Origin of the sequence: Ilyobacter sp., assembly GCF_041583315.1 — a bacterium.
Taxonomy (GTDB): domain Bacteria; phylum Fusobacteriota; class Fusobacteriia; order Fusobacteriales; family Fusobacteriaceae; genus Ilyobacter.
Genome location: NZ_JBFHGC010000004.1, coordinates 1 through 17,191 on the forward strand (window position 1 = coordinate 1; position 17,191 = coordinate 17,191).

General features: G+C 38.3%; 20 protein-coding genes, 1 pseudogene and 1 riboswitch. All 21 genes and pseudogenes read left to right on the forward strand.

What is annotated here, in order from left to right:
• A partial coding sequence (locus ABZA26_RS00350; RefSeq protein ID WP_372712529.1) for a propanediol/glycerol family dehydratase large subunit occupies positions 1–1,113 on the forward strand: 1,113 nt, incomplete at its 5' end.
• A 10-nt stretch (positions 1,114–1,123) separates the two neighbouring features.
• A complete protein-coding gene (locus ABZA26_RS00355) occupies positions 1,124–1,783 on the forward strand; it encodes a propanediol/glycerol family dehydratase medium subunit (RefSeq protein ID WP_372712530.1) in 660 nt (219 codons plus the stop codon).
• Between the two features lie 27 nt (positions 1,784–1,810).
• On the forward strand, positions 1,811–2,305 hold the full coding sequence (locus tag ABZA26_RS00360; RefSeq protein WP_372712531.1) for a diol dehydratase small subunit: 495 nt from the start codon (positions 1,811–1,813) through the stop codon (positions 2,303–2,305).
• A gap of 24 nt (positions 2,306–2,329) precedes the next feature.
• A complete protein-coding gene (locus ABZA26_RS00365) occupies positions 2,330–4,144 on the forward strand; it encodes a diol dehydratase reactivase subunit alpha (protein WP_372712532.1) in 1,815 nt (604 codons plus the stop codon).
• A 2-nt stretch (positions 4,145–4,146) separates the two neighbouring features.
• Positions 4,147–4,500, forward strand: a complete 354-nt coding sequence (locus ABZA26_RS00370; RefSeq protein WP_372712534.1) for a glycerol dehydratase reactivase beta/small subunit family protein — start codon at positions 4,147–4,149, stop codon at positions 4,498–4,500.
• A gap of 6 nt (positions 4,501–4,506) precedes the next feature.
• A complete protein-coding gene (locus tag ABZA26_RS00375) occupies positions 4,507–5,124 on the forward strand; it encodes a BMC domain-containing protein (protein WP_372712535.1) in 618 nt (205 codons plus the stop codon).
• A 13-nt stretch (positions 5,125–5,137) separates the two neighbouring features.
• Complete coding sequence (gene pduA, locus ABZA26_RS00380) at positions 5,138–5,416, forward strand: propanediol utilization microcompartment protein PduA (protein ID WP_372712536.1); 279 nt, start codon at positions 5,138–5,140, stop codon at positions 5,414–5,416.
• Between the two features lie 11 nt (positions 5,417–5,427).
• Positions 5,428–6,060 (forward strand): phosphate propanoyltransferase, encoded by a 633-nt coding sequence (gene pduL, locus ABZA26_RS00385; RefSeq protein ID WP_372712537.1) that lies wholly within the window; start codon positions 5,428–5,430, stop codon positions 6,058–6,060.
• A 57-nt stretch (positions 6,061–6,117) separates the two neighbouring features.
• Positions 6,118–6,825: a flavoprotein gene (locus ABZA26_RS00390; protein WP_372712538.1), complete on the forward strand. Its 708-nt coding sequence runs from the start codon at positions 6,118–6,120 to the stop codon at positions 6,823–6,825.
• Between the two features lie 16 nt (positions 6,826–6,841).
• Positions 6,842–7,108 carry a EutN/CcmL family microcompartment protein gene (locus ABZA26_RS00395; RefSeq protein WP_372712539.1) on the forward strand — a complete coding sequence of 89 codons (267 nt, stop codon included), beginning with the start codon at positions 6,842–6,844 and terminating at the stop codon, positions 7,106–7,108.
• Between the two features lie 12 nt (positions 7,109–7,120).
• Complete coding sequence (locus ABZA26_RS00400) at positions 7,121–8,167, forward strand: cob(I)yrinic acid a,c-diamide adenosyltransferase (RefSeq protein WP_372712549.1); 1,047 nt, start codon at positions 7,121–7,123, stop codon at positions 8,165–8,167.
• 11 nt (positions 8,168–8,178) lie between these two features.
• Positions 8,179–9,597, forward strand: a complete 1,419-nt coding sequence (locus ABZA26_RS00405) for an aldehyde dehydrogenase family protein (protein ID WP_372712540.1) — start codon at positions 8,179–8,181, stop codon at positions 9,595–9,597.
• Between the two features lie 59 nt (positions 9,598–9,656).
• A complete protein-coding gene (locus ABZA26_RS00410) occupies positions 9,657–10,217 on the forward strand; it encodes a BMC domain-containing protein (protein ID WP_372712541.1) in 561 nt (186 codons plus the stop codon).
• 15 nt (positions 10,218–10,232) lie between these two features.
• A complete protein-coding gene (gene eutJ / locus ABZA26_RS00415) occupies positions 10,233–11,063 on the forward strand; it encodes an ethanolamine utilization protein EutJ (protein ID WP_372712542.1) in 831 nt (276 codons plus the stop codon).
• 56 nt (positions 11,064–11,119) lie between these two features.
• Entirely contained in the window at positions 11,120–11,938 is an 819-nt protein-coding gene (locus ABZA26_RS00420) for an MIP/aquaporin family protein (RefSeq protein WP_372712543.1), read from the forward strand.
• 127 nt (positions 11,939–12,065) lie between these two features.
• Positions 12,066–12,614: a manganese efflux pump MntP family protein gene (locus ABZA26_RS00425; protein ID WP_372712544.1), complete on the forward strand. Its 549-nt coding sequence runs from the start codon at positions 12,066–12,068 to the stop codon at positions 12,612–12,614.
• A 408-nt stretch (positions 12,615–13,022) separates the two neighbouring features.
• Positions 13,023–13,211: riboswitch (cobalamin riboswitch) on the forward strand.
• Between the two features lie 115 nt (positions 13,212–13,326).
• Positions 13,327–14,658, forward strand: a complete 1,332-nt coding sequence (locus tag ABZA26_RS00430) for a cobyrinate a,c-diamide synthase (RefSeq protein WP_372712545.1) — start codon at positions 13,327–13,329, stop codon at positions 14,656–14,658.
• Positions 14,658–15,305, forward strand: a complete 648-nt coding sequence (locus ABZA26_RS00435) for a precorrin-8X methylmutase (protein ID WP_372712546.1) — start codon at positions 14,658–14,660, stop codon at positions 15,303–15,305. Before ABZA26_RS00430 ends, ABZA26_RS00435 begins: the two co-directional genes overlap by 1 nt.
• The gene (cbiD, locus tag ABZA26_RS00440) at positions 15,305–16,471 is read left to right on the forward strand and encodes a cobalt-precorrin-5B (C(1))-methyltransferase CbiD (protein ID WP_372712547.1); all 1,167 of its coding nucleotides are present in this window, start codon (positions 15,305–15,307) and stop codon (positions 16,469–16,471) included. Before ABZA26_RS00435 ends, cbiD begins: the two co-directional genes overlap by 1 nt.
• Positions 16,468–17,097, forward strand: coding sequence for a precorrin-6y C5,15-methyltransferase (decarboxylating) subunit CbiE (gene cbiE, locus ABZA26_RS00445; RefSeq protein ID WP_372712548.1), 630 nt, complete (start codon positions 16,468–16,470; stop codon positions 17,095–17,097). The genes cbiD and cbiE overlap by 4 nt, the downstream gene beginning before the upstream one ends.
• Positions 17,094–17,191, forward strand: a pseudogene (locus ABZA26_RS00450) (precorrin-6Y C5,15-methyltransferase (decarboxylating) subunit CbiT); the annotation flags it as partial. The gene cbiE and the pseudogene ABZA26_RS00450, both read left to right, overlap by 4 nt.

The following is a 17,191-nucleotide window of genomic DNA, read 5'->3' on the forward strand; positions in this document are numbered from 1 at the left end:
GCATTACTTGTAGGAGCTCAGGTAGGAAGACCTGGAGTACTGACTCAGTGTGCTGTAGAAGAAGCTACAGAACTGCTACTAGGAATGAGAGCACTGACTAACTATGCAGAGACAGTATCGGTATATGGTACAGAGCAGGTATTTATAGATGGAGATGACACACCTTGGTCGAAGACTTTCCTAGCATCAGCTTATGCCTCTAGAGGTCTCAAGATGAGATATACATCAGGAAGTGGATCAGAAGTATTAATGGGTTATGCAGAGGGATGTTCCATGCTTTATCTTGAAACTCGTTGTCTATTTATGACAAAAGGTGCTGGAGTACAGGGAATACAAAATGGTTCGGTAAGTTGTGTAGGAGTTCCAGGAGGAGTTCCGGGAGGTATCCGTGAGATACTTGCTGAGAACCTGGTAGCGATGCTGCTAGACCTTGAATGTGCGTCAAGTAATGACCAGACATTCACACACTCGGATCTAAGAAGAGTATCTAGAAGTTTAATGCAGATGATACCGGGAACTGACTTCATATGTTCTGGATATAGTTCTACACCGAACTATGACAATATGTTTGCAGGATCAAACTGGGATGCAGAAGACTTTGATGACTGGAATATTATTCAGAGAGATCTGAAGATAGATGCAGGATTACATCCTGTGGATAAAGATGAAGTAGTAAAGGCAAGAAATAAAGCTGCAAGAGCTATCCAAGGAATTTTTGATGTACTAGGATTCCCTGAGGTAACAGATGCAGAGGTAGAAGCAGCTACTTATGCTCACGGAAGTAAGGATATGCCAGACAGAGATGTAGTGTCAGATCTGAAGGCAGCCCAAGAACTTATGACAAGAGGAATAACAGGTGTAGATTTAGTTAAAGCTCTGAAAACTAAGGGGTTCGACGATGTGGCGAATGATCTTCTACAGGTAATGAAACTAAGAGTATCTGGAGACCTTTTACATACATCTGCAATACTGGATAAGGATTTTAATGTAATAAGTGCAGTAAACGACAGAAATAATTATAGCGGTCCAGGAACCGGATATCAGATTTCTGATGAGAGATGGGAAAAAATATCAAATATTCCAAATGCAATAGATCCATCAACAATTAAATAAGGAGGTCAACATGCAATTAAATGAGCAGGCGATTCGTGGAATTATAGAAGAAGTAGTAAGAAGATATGCAGGTGCTGAAACGACATCAACATCATCAACATCATCAAATCTGGCTCCTCAAGGGAATTTAGAGCTTACAGAGATTGGGGAAGCTACTAAAGGGATGAGCAAAGATGAAGTGATAATAGCTGTAGCTCCTGCTTTCGGGAAGTATCAGACACAGACTATCACTAAAATACCTCACTCAGATGTGTTGAAGGAAATGATGGCAGGAATAGAAGAGGAAGGTTTGAAACCTAGAGTTATAAGAGTTTTAAGAACTTCAGATGTATCATTTTTGGCAAATGACGGAGCCAAGCTGAGCGGATCAGGAATAGGTATAGGAATTCAGTCAAAGGGTACTACTGTAATTCATCAGAAAGACTTATTTCCGTTATCAAATTTGGAACTGTTTCCTCAGGCACCACTCTTAGAAAGAAAGCATTTCAGAATGATAGGTAAAAATGCAGCTAAATATGCAAAGGGTGAATCACCAAATCCGGTACCTCAGATGAATGACCAGATGGCAAGACCGAAATATCAGGCAGTAGCCGCACTTCTTCACATTAAAGAGACTGAACATGTAGTTAAGAATTCAGCTCCAGTTGAATTGAGAGTAAATTTTAAATAATAAAACAATATAAGGGTGGTGAAATAATTGGAACAGCAAATGTTGGAAAAGATGATAAGAGAAGCACTCCTTTCAATGTCAGGAGAGAGTAAGAGCTATGGAATAAACACAGGAAAGATGTCTGTAAAAGATTATCCTCTCAGTAAGAATAAAGCTGATGTTATAAAATCTTCAACAGGAAAAGGTCTTAAAGACTTTACTGTGGACAATGTAATGAATGGAAGTATAAAACCTGAAGATATAAGAATAGCTCCGGAAACTCTTGAAATGCAGGCACAAATAGCAGAGTCAGACGGAAGAAAACCTTTTGCACAAAATCTGAGAAGAGCGGCTGAACTTATTGCAGTTCCAGATGACAGAATTCTGGAGATTTATGATAAATTAAGACCTTACAGATCAACTAAGGAAGAACTCCTTGGAATAGCAAGTGAACTCGAAACAAAATACAATGCAAAAATAAATGCTGCTCTTGTAAGAGAAGCAGTAGTTAGATATGAACAAAGAGACAGACTAAAAAGATAGACTTTTTAGCACCTGGAGGTAAAAGTGAAATTAATCGTAGGAATAGATATAGGAAATGCTACTACAGAAAGTACCCTTGCCCAGGTATCTGAAGGAAAGATCCAGGTACTAAGTAGTGGAATAGTAAAAACTACTGGGATTAAGGGTACAAAAGAAAATATTAAGGGAGTCTTCAAATCACTTCAAAAATCACTTGAAAATTGTGGGAAGACATTGGAAGAAGTCTCGCTTATAAGAATAAATGAAGCAGCTCCTGTTATTGGTGATGTGGCTATGGAAACCATCACAGAAACCATAATAACAGAATCTACTATGATAGGTCATAATCCTTCTACTCCAGGAGGAATAGGAATAGGTGTCGGTATTTCAATTCCTATTGAAAGTATCACGAAAGATCATGTTGGAGCAGAGGTGATAGCCCTTATCAACGAGGCTGTAGACTTCCAAGTGGCAGCAGGAACGATAAATAATCTTGTGAAAATGGGAGTCAACATAACAGGTGCAATTGTTCAAAAAGATGATGCAGTACTTATAAATAATAGATTGGACAGGAAAATACCTATTATAGATGAGGTTCTTCATATTGAGAAAGTACCTGTAAATATGAAAACAGCAATAGAGGTGTCTGAACAAGGGGGAGTGATTTCCATGCTCTCTAATCCCTATGGTATAGCAACTCTATTTGATCTAAATCCAGAAGAGACCAAGATGGTGATGCCTCTTTCGAGGGCTCTGATTGGAAACAGGTCGGCTGTAGTAATAAAAACTCCTAAGGGCGATGTAAAGTCTAAAGTAATTCCTGCAGGGGAATTGAACATCACAGGAGAAGCTAAAAAAAGAACGGTCAGAGTAGACAGAGGCTCGAAGGAGATAATGGATGCCATAAAAATATGCCATCCTGTAAATGATATCTTTGGTGAAAAGGGTACCAATGCAGGAGGGATGCTCGAAAAAGTAAGAGTGGTAATGGCACAGCTGACTGAGCAGGAAATAAAAAATATAAAGATTCAGGACCTTTTGGCTGTTGATACCTTTGTTCCTCAAAAGGTAATAGGGGGAATGGCAGGGGAGTTTGCAATGGAAAATGCTATAGGGGTAGCAGCTATGGTGAAGGCTGACAAACTACAGATGAAAATGGTTGCAGACAATCTGGAAGAAAAACTCAAGATAAAAGTAGAGGTAGGAGGAGTAGAAGCAGAAATGGCAATACTCGGAGCACTTACTACTCCCGGGACAGCAAAACCTCTTGCAATACTGGATATAGGAGCAGGATCAACAGATGCATCTATTATAACAAAAGAAGGTGTAATATCTTCTTGTCACCTTGCCGGTGCGGGGAATATGGTGACTATGCTGATAGACAGGGAATTAGGACTTGAAAATTTTGACTTGGCTGAAGATATAAAAAAATATCCACTGGCAAAGGTAGAAAGCTTATTTCATATAAGACATGAAGACGGCAGTGTACAATTTTTTGACACACAGCTGGATCCAAGAATATTTGCCAGAGTTGTCATTCTCAAAGAGGGAGAAATGCATCCTCTCGAGATAGATAAGAATATTGAAAAGATAAAAAATATAAGAAGAGAAGCAAAAAGAAAAGTTTTTGCAGAGAATGGAATAAGGGCTTTAATGAGAATATCACCCACTGGAAACATAAGGGATATTGATTATGTAGTATTAGTGGGAGGATCTGCCCTTGATTTTGAGATACCCCAGATGATCACAGACAGTCTGGCTCAGTACGGGATAGTGGCAGGTAGAGGAAATATAAGAGGAGTGGAAGGGCCTAGGAATGCAGTGGCTACCGGCCTTTCTCTTTCATACAAGGGGGGATAAAGATGGAAGGAAAGTTAGCAATAAATATCTATCATTTTTATTCTCTGGAGATAACCGGGGGTCTGGAAGAGATTCTTTTTGGAATAGAAGAGGAAGGTTTGCCATGGAGTGTGACTGCTTCAGAGGAAAAAGACTCTAAGGTATTAGGTAATATCGCATCACAGACTTCAAAGCTTGGAGTTGGTATTGGAATAGGAGTCGATGGTGTGACTCTACACCACGACAAATTGGAAAAATATAAACCTTTGTTTACCTATTCTCTTTCCAGTGCCCGGGAAATTTTTAGAATGCTTGGAATGAACGGGGCCAGGTTAATAAAAGGGGAACCATTTGTTATCCCCAAAGGAGGGAAATAACTAAATATGGGTAACTCATTGGGATTTATAGAAGTAGTAGGTATGCTCGGGGCTATAGAGGCCTGCGATGCTGCAGTGAAATCAGCTAATGTAAAACTTGTGGGGTGTGAACTAACTAAGGGATTTGGTATGGTTACTATAACCCTGCGAGGTGAAGTAGGAGCTGTAAATGCCGCAGTAAGTTCGGCAGTAGCTGCAGCAGAGAGAATAACGAAAGTGGTAAGTCATACAATAATTGCTAGACCTTCTGAAGGATTGGAGAAGATCATCAAGGGGAATGCTGTTCAGTCTGAAGATGAAGAAGTCCAGGAAGATCAGGAAGTTACAGAGACGAGAGAAAGTAAAAAAGAAGTGTCTCCAAAAGAAGAAGCAAAAGAAGAAGCAAAAGAAAAGAATATGGCTGAAACAAGCCCTGAATCATCTGAAGATGAGTATAAAAAAAAAGATGAAAAAATCCAAGATGTGAAAGTCTCAGAAAAGTTGGTTACTGAAGAGACTCCGAAAGAGATGGATAAGCAGGAAGACAAGCCTGCAACCCCGGTAAAAAAAACTGCAAAATCAACCAGGACCAATACAGGAAGACCTAGAAGAAAAACGTCAGCAACAACAAAAGAACAAAAATAAGGAGGAATGAAAAATGGGAAATGCATTGGGATTAATAGAAACAAAAGGACTTATAGGTGCAATAGAAGCAGCAGATGCTATGACAAAATCAGCAAATGTTGAGTTAGTGGGATATGAGAAGATAGGTTCCGGTCTCATAACTGTAATGGTCAGAGGAGATGTAGGAGCTGTAAAAGCGGCAATAGATGCAGGAGCAGCTGCTGCTGAAAGAGTGGGAACTGTCCAGGCGGCACATGTAATCCCTAGACCACATACTGACACAGAGAAATTACTAGCAAAATTAGAAAAGTAATAGGTGATTGAATGAAACCAAGCGGAAAAACATTGGAACTTATATTAAAGGATGTTCTTTCTGATCTCATCTCTGATGAGGTGGTAGTAGGAGTATCAAACAGACATGTACATATTTCTCAGGAAGATTTGGAGAAAATTTTTGGAGCAGGTTATAAGCTGACAAAAATGAAAGACTTGAGACAACCTGGACATTACGCAGCAAATGAAACTGTAACTATTATCGGGCCAAAGGGGAAGATGGATAAGATCAGAATTTTGGGTCCTGTAAGGAAAGAAACTCAAGTTGAAATCTCAATGTCTGATGCATTTAAACTGGGAATAAAGGCTCCTGTGAAAGAATCAGGGAAATTAGATGGAACTCCTGGACTAACTATAGTAGGACCTAAAGGAACACTGGAAAAAGAGAAAGGTGTGATAGTCGCAGGGAGACATATACACATGCCTAAATTTATTGCCGATATAAAAGGTTATAAAGATGGAGATATGGTGACTGTGGAAACTTCCGGAGAAAGAAAAGCATTGCTACAAAACGTTTTGATAAGAGTAGGATCCAATGTAGTAAAAGAGATTCACTTGGATATGGACGAAGCAAATGCTTCAGGAGCGTCAAATGGTGCTTTTGTAAAAATAATAAGGGATTAAAAAAATGGAAAGGAGTTCTTGGACTCCTTTCTCTTTAAGCCCTGTAAGGGGTGAGATATGGAATTTGACCTATTGATAGATCAGGTAATCAAAGAAGTCATGAAAAAACTAAAAAGTCAAAATATAGTAAGTGGATTGGAAAAAAAGAGATGTCTTGTGATAGTCAATGGCGGGACAGTGAATCTAGATCAGGTTCTTCTGCAACTAAAAGAAATCTCGTGTGACTATGACCTTCAGATACAGTTTTCCCAGGCAGGTAAAGAGATAGTGGGGGAAGAAAGGTTTTCTGGATATGAGATCAAAGAGCTTTCCATGAAGGAGTCTTCCTCTTTTCTCAAAGAAATTGATATGGTTTTACTACCTATGCTCACAAAAAATACCTGTGCTAAAGTTGCTGTGGGGATAAGGGACAATACTGTTACTTATATTATTTCTAAGGCAATATCCTCAGGAAAAGAGATTGTAGCACTGAATGATTCGTGCACGGCAGAAGAAGGTACAGCTTATGGGAATCAGCTTAATCTTAATATAAAAAAATTGAAAAGTTACGGGATTACATTTGTAAAAAGTACCGAACTCTCCAATTATATATTAAGAGAGAAAAAAAAGAGAATAACCTCCCTCAGGGAGAAAAAGATCATAACTGTGAAAGATTTGTTTAGTATAAAAAACAGTAAAATTGTATTATCGGAAGACACCATAATCACAGCTCTTGCTGAAGAAAAAGCCAAAGATAATGAGGTTATCTTTGAAATAGAGAAATGACAGGGAGTTGATGGGAATGTTTTTAGCTAAGGTAGTAGGAAAGGTAGTGGCGACAACTAAAAATGAAGGTTTAAACGGAAAAAAGATTCTGATAGTTGCCCCTATAGATATGGACGGGAATATATCCGGAAAAGAATTTGTGAGTATAGACAGTGTAGGAGCCGGGATCGGAGATCAGATACTGGTAACGAAAGGAAGTGTCTCTACATATGCTTTTGACGATAAAAACATTCCTGTGGACTCTGCAATAGTTGCAATAATTGATGTAATAGAAAAAAATTAGGTGGTGATGAGATTGGGAGATGTCTACACCAATTTAGTAAATGTGTATACTAAAAAAGGAGATTCTGGGGATACAGGACTCTATGGGGGATCGAGAGTCTCAAAAACAGATATCAAGGTAGATACCTATGGGAGTATAGATGAAGCCAGTTCTTTTATCGGAGTAGCAAGGGCCTTGATAAAGGACGAAAATATAAAAAGAATTCTCTATAAAATTCAGGAAAAATTCATCATAATAGGGGGATATCTTTCCAGTGACAGAAATGGAATTTTGAAATTAAAGGAAAAAATTTCTGATAGTGATGTAAATGAACTGGAAAAAGAAATAGACTATTTTTCAAAAGATCTTCTTCCTCTTACTAACTTTATTATTCCGGGAGAAAATATCCAGTCTTCCTCTCTCCATGTTGCCAGAACTGTGGTACGGAGAAGTGAAAGAAAAATAGTTCACTTAAAAGAGAGAAGAGAAGTTCCCAAAGAGATTTTAAAATATATTAATAGAACTTCAGACCTTTTATTTATCCTGGCCAGAGTAACAGAGTGCCAGGAGGCAATAAGTTATATTTCAAAGGATATAATGGAAAGAATAGAAAATCTGGAATCTAAAAATGGGTTAACACCCGGAGGATCAAAGGGGGGGATAAGAGGTATGGAAAGTAAAAATATGCTCACTTTGGAAGAAGCTAAAAATATAATTTCTGTAGGAGAAAAAAAAGCTGCTGAAATGGGAATAGATTTTGTTTTTGCAGTTGTAAATTCCGAAGGGAATTTAATACTGGAAGAAAAAATGGATAAGGCGATATTAGCAAGCGTAGATATAGCTCTGAAAAAGGCTTATACATCGGCAGCTTTAAAATTGGATACTTCAGTACTTGCAGATTTAGTAAACCCAGGAGGATCTCTATACGGCTTACATACAGACTCTAAATATATTGTATTTGGAGGAGGAGTTGTACTAAAGGTAGATGGAGAGATAGTGGGAGCACTGGGAGTGAGTGGCGGTACAGTAGAAGAGGATATGACTATTGCCAGTGCATGTGTTGAATCCTTTGGGAGATAGGAGGAATAATTATGGAGTTGGATGCAAAGAATTTAGGTGATATTGTTTCTTTGATTATGAAGGAACTTAATAAAAAAAATATTACAGATGATGAAAATCAGTGTTATGGAACAGAAAGTGGTGAAAACGGGATATTTTCGTCCATGGATGTAGCTATATCAAAAGCTAAAGAAGCTCAGGTAACTCTCTTTGCGTCTAAACTGGAGCTCAGAGAGAGAATAATAAAAGTTATAAGAGAAGATATCAGGGCAGCGGCTGTGGAGCTTGCTGAGATGGCGGTAGAAGAGACAGGTATGGGAAGAGTGGACGACAAGACGATAAAGCATTATGTCGCTGTGGATAAAACTCCAGGTATAGAGGATTTAAACGCCTTTGCTTATAGCGGGGATAATGGCCTCACAGTAATGGAGTTATCACCATATGGAGTGATAGGATCTATAACTCCATCTACAAACCCAAGTGAAACTATTGTGTGTAATGCAATAGGGATGATAGCTGCGGGGAATTCAGTTGTTTTTGCTCCTCATCCAGGTGCCAAAAGGACTTCTCTCAGAGCGGTGGAAATAATAAATAAGGCAGTGGCAAAGGCTGGTGGACCGAATAATCTGGTTGTGACTATTTCGGAACCTAGTATAGAAAATACCAATAAAATGGTAGGGAATCCAGATATTAAAATGGTAGTAGCTACAGGAGGGCCAGGAGTTGTAAATAGTGTAATGTCTTCTGGGAAGAAAGCTATAGGGGCAGGAGCAGGAAATCCACCAGTACTTGTAGATGAAACCGCCGACATAGAGAAAGCGGCTAAGGATATTGTTAACGGATGCAGTTTTGATAACAATTTACCGTGCATTACAGAAAAAGAGGTCGTAGCGGTAGACTCAATAACAGATTATCTGATATTTGAGATGCAGAAAAACGGGGCTTACTTACTAAAAGACAGTAAAACTATAAAAAAACTATGTGAGCTGGTGATAAATAATGGATCACCGAACAGAGCATATGTGGGAAAAGATGCTTCATATATTCTAAAGGATTTGGGAATAGATGTAGGTGATGAAATAAAAGTAATTATTGTGGAAACAGATGCAGGGCATCCACTTGCTGTTTTAGAAATGCTTATGCCGGTTTTACCAATAATAAGAGTGAAAGATGCTCTAGAAGGTATAAAAGTATGCAAGAAACTTGAAGACGGACTCAGGCATACTGCCATGATTCACTCAAAAAATATAGACATTCTGACAAAATATGCAAGGGATATGGAAACAACGATACTGGTGAAAAACGGACCTTCGTATTCTGGAATTGGTGTAGGGGGGGAAGGGTATACTACCTTTACTATAGCCGGGCCTACAGGAGAGGGATTGACCTCTGCCAGAAGTTTTGCCAGAAACAGAAGATGTGTATTGGTAGGAGGCTTATCAATAAAATAAAAAAAATTATAAATCAACTTTATTTGCATTGAATCAATTTGAATCTGGAGGAGATTAATTTGAAAAAAAATCTTATTTTATTAGAATTTAAAAATATAAGCTCAGCCTTTTTCATTTTGAATGAGATCACGAAAAACTTTAATGTGAACGTGGAAGAATCAAGGTTGATTTGCCCTGGGAAATATCTGCTGATTTTCAGCGGCACCCAGGGAGACATTGATAATGTCAGAATGAATGTAGAAGAAATAAAATCAGAAAATAGTAAATACAAGCATATTATCATCAAAACAGTAAGTGGTATCAGCGGTGATCTCTTAATAAAATTAAACAAAATTATTCTGTATCCAGAATATGTAAGGAGTCTGGGAATAGTTGAGTTTTCAAATACGGCAGGAGCAATAGAGGCTGCTGATTTTATAGAGGACATGAGTCCCGTGGTCATACTGACAATAAAAATCGGAATCGGAATGTGTGCTAAAGGAGTGATCCTTTTTGAGGGGGATACTTCAGCTGTAACCGATATAATAACCAAGGTAGAAAATGAGAATTTAGAGGGGATGATTTCATCCGACATTGTAAATTCTCCCAGCAAAATTTTATTGGATAATTTCCGTTTCTAGATGGAGAGTATAAATATGAATATAAAAGATGCTAATGCATATATAAAAAAATTTGATGATAAAATGCAGAAACCAAGTCTAATTTCCCCTGATAAAGAATTTTATGTGGGAGTAGACCTAGGGACGGCTAACATCGTGATAAGTGTAGTAGATGAAAATGGAGAGCCCCTAGGGGGAGCAACTTATCCGTCTTCAGTAGTTAAGGACGGAATAGTTGTAGATTTCCTAGGGGCAATCCAAATAGTAAAGGAACTGAAACAAAAAGTAGAGAAAGATCTGGGCATAGAAATCACCCAGGGGTTCACAGCTATACCTCCAGGAGTAGAGGCAGGGAGCGTCAAGGCTATATCCAATGTCATAGAATCGGCAGAAATTGATGTGATAATGGTAATAGACGAGCCTACAGCTGCTGCCAAGGCATTGAAAATAACTGACGGAGCTGTGGTAGATGTGGGAGGCGGCACAACCGGGATAAGCATACTGAAAGACGGTAAGGTCATATTTGTGGCAGATGAACCTACTGGAGGAACTCATATGTCCCTTGTGTTAGCTGGGAATTACGGGATAACCTTTGATGAAGCTGAAGAGCTAAAAAAAGATAAGAATAAAGAAGATGAAATATTTACAATTGTAAAACCAGTAGTGGAAAAAATGGCATCAATAGTAAAGAGATTTTTATCGGGTTATGAGGTGGACACTATTTATTTAGTCGGCGGAGCTTGTACTTTTAGAGGTTTTGACTCTGTTTTTGAGAAAGAGCTTGGGAAAAAGGTAGTGAAAACATACAAGCCTCTTTTGGTAACTCCTTTGGGGATAGCTCTTACAAAGGTGAAGGACAAAACATAAATAATTAATCTGCATATTTTGATCAAATAATTTTTTAAAAAATTAGGAGGAAAAAAATGAAAAGAGAAAATTTATTTGGAGAATGTATTGCTGAATATCTAGGTACAGGCCTTCTCATATTCTTTGGTGCAGGCTGTGTATCATCTTTAGTTCTCTCTGGTGCCCAGATGGGACTGTGGGAGATTAGTATAGTATGGGGATTTGGAGTTGCTATGGCCATTTATATAACAGGGGGTGTCTCAGGAGCTCACATAAACCCTGCTGTTACCATCGCCCTGGCAACTTTTAAAGGTTTTGACAAAAAGAAGGTAATTCCTTACATAATATCTCAAATACTGGGAGCATTTTCTGCATCTGGACTGGTATACTTTCTCTATAGAAATCTATTTATAGCATTTGAGAGCAATAACGGAATTGTCAGAGGTTCTGTAGAAAGCCTTGCAACAGCAGGAATTTTTTCTACATACCCAAATCCAGCAATAAATAATATGCAGGCATTTGTTGTGGAAATTGTAATAACAGCAGTATTGATGATAACAATATTAGCAGTTACCGATGACAAAAACGGAGCTCCAAAGGGACACATGTCTGCCTTACTTATAGGTATAGTTATTGCAGTTATAGGTGGTTCTTTTGGTACACTTACAGGTTTTGCAATGAATCCAGCAAGAGATTTTGGTCCAAAATTATTTGCCTTTGTTGCAGGATGGGGAAATGTAGCATTTACAGGAGGACTTTCAAATCCTTATTTCTGGGTTCCTATATTAGGCCCTATATGCGGAACTTTAGGGGGAACAGTTATTTATGATAAGTTGATACTTGCTAATATCCCTTCTGAAAACGAAGAAGAAGCAAATGAATTGGCAGTAGATTAAAAAGTGATCTGAATATTTTAGAAGTGTCTGAAAAATACTTATGAAACCTCTTAGTCACAGTAGGATACTACTTTTGCTAAGGGGTTTTTTTGAGAACTGAGTATAGAGGCGTAAAAGGAGGGGTACCATGAATCTTATTTGTCTGTTATTTATATTGGTAAGTCTGACTTTAGATGTTTTTACTGTTTCTCTGACCAAAGGCCTCACCATTGAAAAATTAAAGTTTACAGATATTTTTAAAACAATCACTGTATTTGGATTTTTTCAAGTTTTAATGTTTCTTATAGGCTTTAAAAGCAGAATTTTGTTTGTAAGAAAAATGAATGTTTTTAGTCATGTCCTTCTTTTTTTAGTCTTGGTTTTTTTAGGGGGGGAGATGATTTTTAGGGCTTATAAGGAGTATAAAAATAAAGAAGTATTGGTTAATAAGTCTGAATTTAATCTGGTTTTATTAAGCCTGGCGACAAGTATAGACGGGCTGATAGTAGGTGCTTCTGTATCTGTAAAATCAAATTTCGAAATTTTTATTATTACAGTGGCAATAGGATTACTGACTTCTACTGCGTCCTTAACAGGGATTTATCTAGGGTATAAGACAACTTTTTTTGTAGATTATCCAACTAAATTTACAGGGGGATTTATACTTATTCTTATAGGGGTGAAGAGCTTGTTTTGAGTAGTATAAATTCATTGTATTTTTTGAATTATAAAGACAGACATAAAAACAGACCAGGCTTTTCAAGACCTGGTCTGTTTTTTAAATGAGGGAGAAAATTATGAAAATGAGAATCGTCGAATACAAATTCTCAATTTACCACTTCATATGATTAGTCTCTGAAGCCTTATAAAAAGTTTAAAAAATTATTTTTATTAAAAAATACACCCATAAGAAATAAGTCCTATAATTTAAGGATATTAAATTTTTTTAAAAAATAAAAAACTTAATAAAATACAAAATATAAAGTATAATAATAGAGTAGAAAAAAATTGGGTATTTATAAGGTAAATTTTTTATATTAAACGCTTGTAAATATTAAATAGTTGTTGAAAAATAATACAAAAAGATTTATAATGGACAAGAAATATATATAGAAACGATTGAGGTTTCGGATGAATTCCGAATTAAAAGGGAAGAGGAGTGAGAATCTCCCGCGGTCCCGCCACTGTAAAGCTGACTAAGGTATGTTTGCCACTGGGAGTTTATTTCCTGGGAAGGGTGTGCCATATAGGATGAAGCTGAGCCAGGAGACCTGCCTTGATCTAAGAAATGTACTAGCCTGCGAGGACAGGGAGGCATAGCTTGATTATGGCGTGAAGAGATTCTGACCAAATTGAGATATACCTAACCTTCCTGGCACAGGGAAGGTTTTTTATTTTGGAGGAATATTATGAAGAGATTATTAATAGCAGGGACCAATTCAGGAGTCGGGAAAACAACCATAAGTACTGCAATTATGGCTGCATTTGATAAAGTGGCACCCTTCAAGGTAGGACCGGACTATATTGATCCCAGATTTCATGAGTTTGTTACAGAAAATCCTTCGTACAACCTGGATGTGTTTATGTGTGGAGAGGAAGCTGTAAAAAAAATATTTATAGAGGGTAGCAGCAAGGGAGCGATATCTATAATAGAGGGAGTCATGGGAATGTATGATGGCAAAAACCATGATCTTGACAACGGAAGCAGCGGTCATATGGCAAGAATTCTAAAAACTCCTGTAATACTAGTCATAAATGCCAAAGGAGCCTCTACAAGTCTGGCGGCCATGGTTCTCGGATATAAACATCTGGACCCGAGAGTAAAAATCGGCGGAGTCATCCTCAATAATGTATCCAGTGAAAAACTATATGATCTCTTGAAAGAGGGAATTGAACGATATACAGGTGTCAGGTGTCTCGGATACTTCCCTCCGAATCCAGAGGTAGAACTAGGGAGCCGGCATCTGGGTCTGAGGCAGGCAGAGGAGATAGATGACCTGAAAAATAAACTGGCTGTTTTGAAAGAGATGGCGGAAAAATATCTCGATCTGGACGGAATATTAGAAGTTGCAGAGACAGATGAAGTTTTAGAGAGCAGTTATGAACTTGATGAGATCAAAGACAGCTTTAAAGGGCTCAAGGTTGCCATTGCAAAAGACACAGCATTTTCATTTTATTACAGGTCTAACATAGAGCTCATGGAGTATGCCGGGATGGAAATAACCGGATTCAGTCCTCTAAATAATGAGGAAGTTCCAAAAGACAGCGACTTTGTCTATCTGGGAGGAGGCTATCCGGAAAATTTCGGAGAACTGCTGGAGAAAAACAAGAAAACTAAAGAGTCTATAAAGGATGCTCACAAGAGAGGAATCCCTATTTATGGAGAATGCGGCGGCTTTATGTACCTTGCAGAAGGAATAAAGGATAAAGACGGAAGCTACCATAAAATGTGCGGCCTTATAGATGTGGATGTAGAGATGAAAAACCGTCTCAATATAGGAAGATTTGGATATATCAATTTTGAGACAACTGACGGTATTAGTGGTAAGGCTCACGAATTTCACTATTCTGATATATCAAGAGTAGGAGATGAAAAGTGTTATTTTGATATTTCCAAAGAGAATGGAAGAAAATGGCAGTGTGGATTTACAAAAGACAATCTACTGGCAGGTTATCCTCACATACATTTTTGGGGGAACATGGAATTTTTTAAAAAACTTTTTGAGAGAGGAAGAAGATAATGAAATATATAAAAGTACCTATGGATATTGAAAAAAGAAGCTTTGAGATAATAACAGAGGAGCTGGGAGAGAGAAACAAACTTTTCACTGAAAACCAGGCTCCGGTAGTAAAAAGACTGGTACATACCACGGCAGACTTTGAATATGCTGAAATCACAGAATTTTCAGAGGGTGTAATAGAAAAAGCTATGGAAGCCATAAAGGGCGGATCTAAAATATACTGTGACACAAGCATGATAGTAAACGGGCTTTCTAAAAAGAATCTTGAGAGATTTGGATGTGTGCCATACTCTATGGTATCTGATCCTGAGGTGGCAAAGATAGCAAAAGAAAGAGGAGTCACAAGGTCAATGGTCGGAATGGAAAAGGCTGCAAAGGATCCGGAAACTAAGATCTATCTTATAGGAAATGCTCCCACAGCACTTTTCACACTGAAAGAAATGGTGGAAAAAGGAGAAGCAGAAAAACCAGCTTTGGTTATAGGGGTTCCTGTTGGGTTTGTAGGAGCAGCTGAATCAAAGGAAGCACTGAAAGAAATGGATGACGTACCTTATATCATAACAAGAGGGAGAAAGGGTGGAAGTACCGTAGCAGTGGCAGCACTTCACGGGATACTCTACCAGATGTACGACAGAAAGGATTTCTAATGGAAAATTTTGTTTATATGGATAAATTTATTTATCAGGACGGGAAAAAGCTCCGTTATGGTTATACCACTGGGAGCTGTGCAACTGCGGCGTCCAAAGGTGCTGTTGAGGCACTTTTTTCAGGAGAATTTAAAGAATCTGTGAAGATAGATACGCCATTCGGATGGGAGCTTAACCTACAGGTAACTAATGCGGAATTAGGCACAGACAGAGCTGTATGTGCAATACGAAAGGATGCAGGAGACGATCCAGATGTGACTCACGGAATTCTCATATATGCATCGGTAACCAGAGTAACTGATCTGTATGAGGAAAAAGAAGACTGTTTTTATAATGAGGATAAGACAATAGAATTAACAGGTGGTATAGGGGTCGGTAGGGTCACGAAAAGAGGACTTCAGGTTCCTCCGGGAAAGCCTGCAATAAATGGCGGGCCAAGAGCAATGATTTTTAAAGAAGTGTCGAGAATACTCCCTAAAGGGGAAAAGGTCAGAATAGAGATAATAATACCTGAGGGAGAGGAAAAGGCTAAAATGACGTTCAACCCGAAACTTGGGGTTATGGGGGGGATATCTGTACTGGGAACCAGCGGAATAGTGAAGCCCATGTCAGAAGAAGCCTATAAGAGTTCGCTTACTGTTGAACTTGGATTTCATAAAGAGGAAAGAAAGAAAAATACAGTGGTTTTCACTTTTGGAAACTATGGGAAGAGATTTATAAAAGAGAATCTAAATATACCCATTGAAGATGTATTTGTCATAAGTAACTTCGCAGGGTTTATGATAGATCAGGCAAAAGACAGGAAATTTGAAAGAGTTGTTTTTCTGGGGCATATAGGGAAGATGGTAAAATTAGCAGGAGGTATTTTTCATACTCACAGTAAGGTCAGCGACGGAAAACTGGAAATATTCACTACCTGTGCTCTCCTGGCAGGGGAGGATCGTGAAACCCTTCTGAAAATAGCAGGTTCTAACACTACAGATGAAGCAGTGGAATATGTAACCAATAAAAAAACCTATGAAATAATGTGTGAAAGAATAGTAGAAAAATGCAATCATAAGGCAAAAGATATTGAGTTTGCAAGCCTTCTCTTCTCCTTTGAAAAAGGAGAGCTAGCTAGAAGCAGTAATTTTGAAAGAGTAATCAGGGAGCTGGAAACATTATGAAGATAGATGTTTTGGGACTGGGGCCCGGGAATAGGAATTATATACTCCCCGAGGCAGAGAAAAGAATAAAATCTGCAGACCTGGTGGTAGGCGGAAAGAGGAATATAGAGAGCATCCTAGACCTGGTGGAAGGAAAAGAGCTGGCTTATATAGACAGACATCTGAAAGAACTGGTTATCCATATGAAAAACAATATGTATGAAAAAAAGATCGCAGTGGTTCTTTCTGGAGACACTGGATTTTACAGCATGCTTGGATATCTCAGAAAGAATTTTGATCTGTCAGAGCTGGACGTAGTGCCTGGTATATCCTCTATGCAGTATTTTTTCGCCAAAATAGGAGAGCAGTGGCACGATGCAGTGATAAAAAGTGTTCACGGAAGAGAGTTTGACTATATAGAGGCACTGAAAACCACGGGAAAAGTGGGACTTCTCACGGACACAATAAATACACCCCAGGAAATCGCAAAGAAAGTGGCTGATGCAGGTATAAACGCCACAGTCTTCGTGGGAGAAAATCTCTCCTATCCAGAGGAGTGCATAACAGCAGGAAAGGCTCAAGAGATAAAAGAGATCCAGAAGGAGTTTGATCTCAACGTCGTAATAATAAAAAGCGAGGAATTATGAGGCATATAAGAGACAAAGAGTTTATAAGAGGCAGTGTACCTATGACAAAAGAAGAAGTGAGAGCCGTATCTGTGGCCAAGCTTCAGCTAGAACC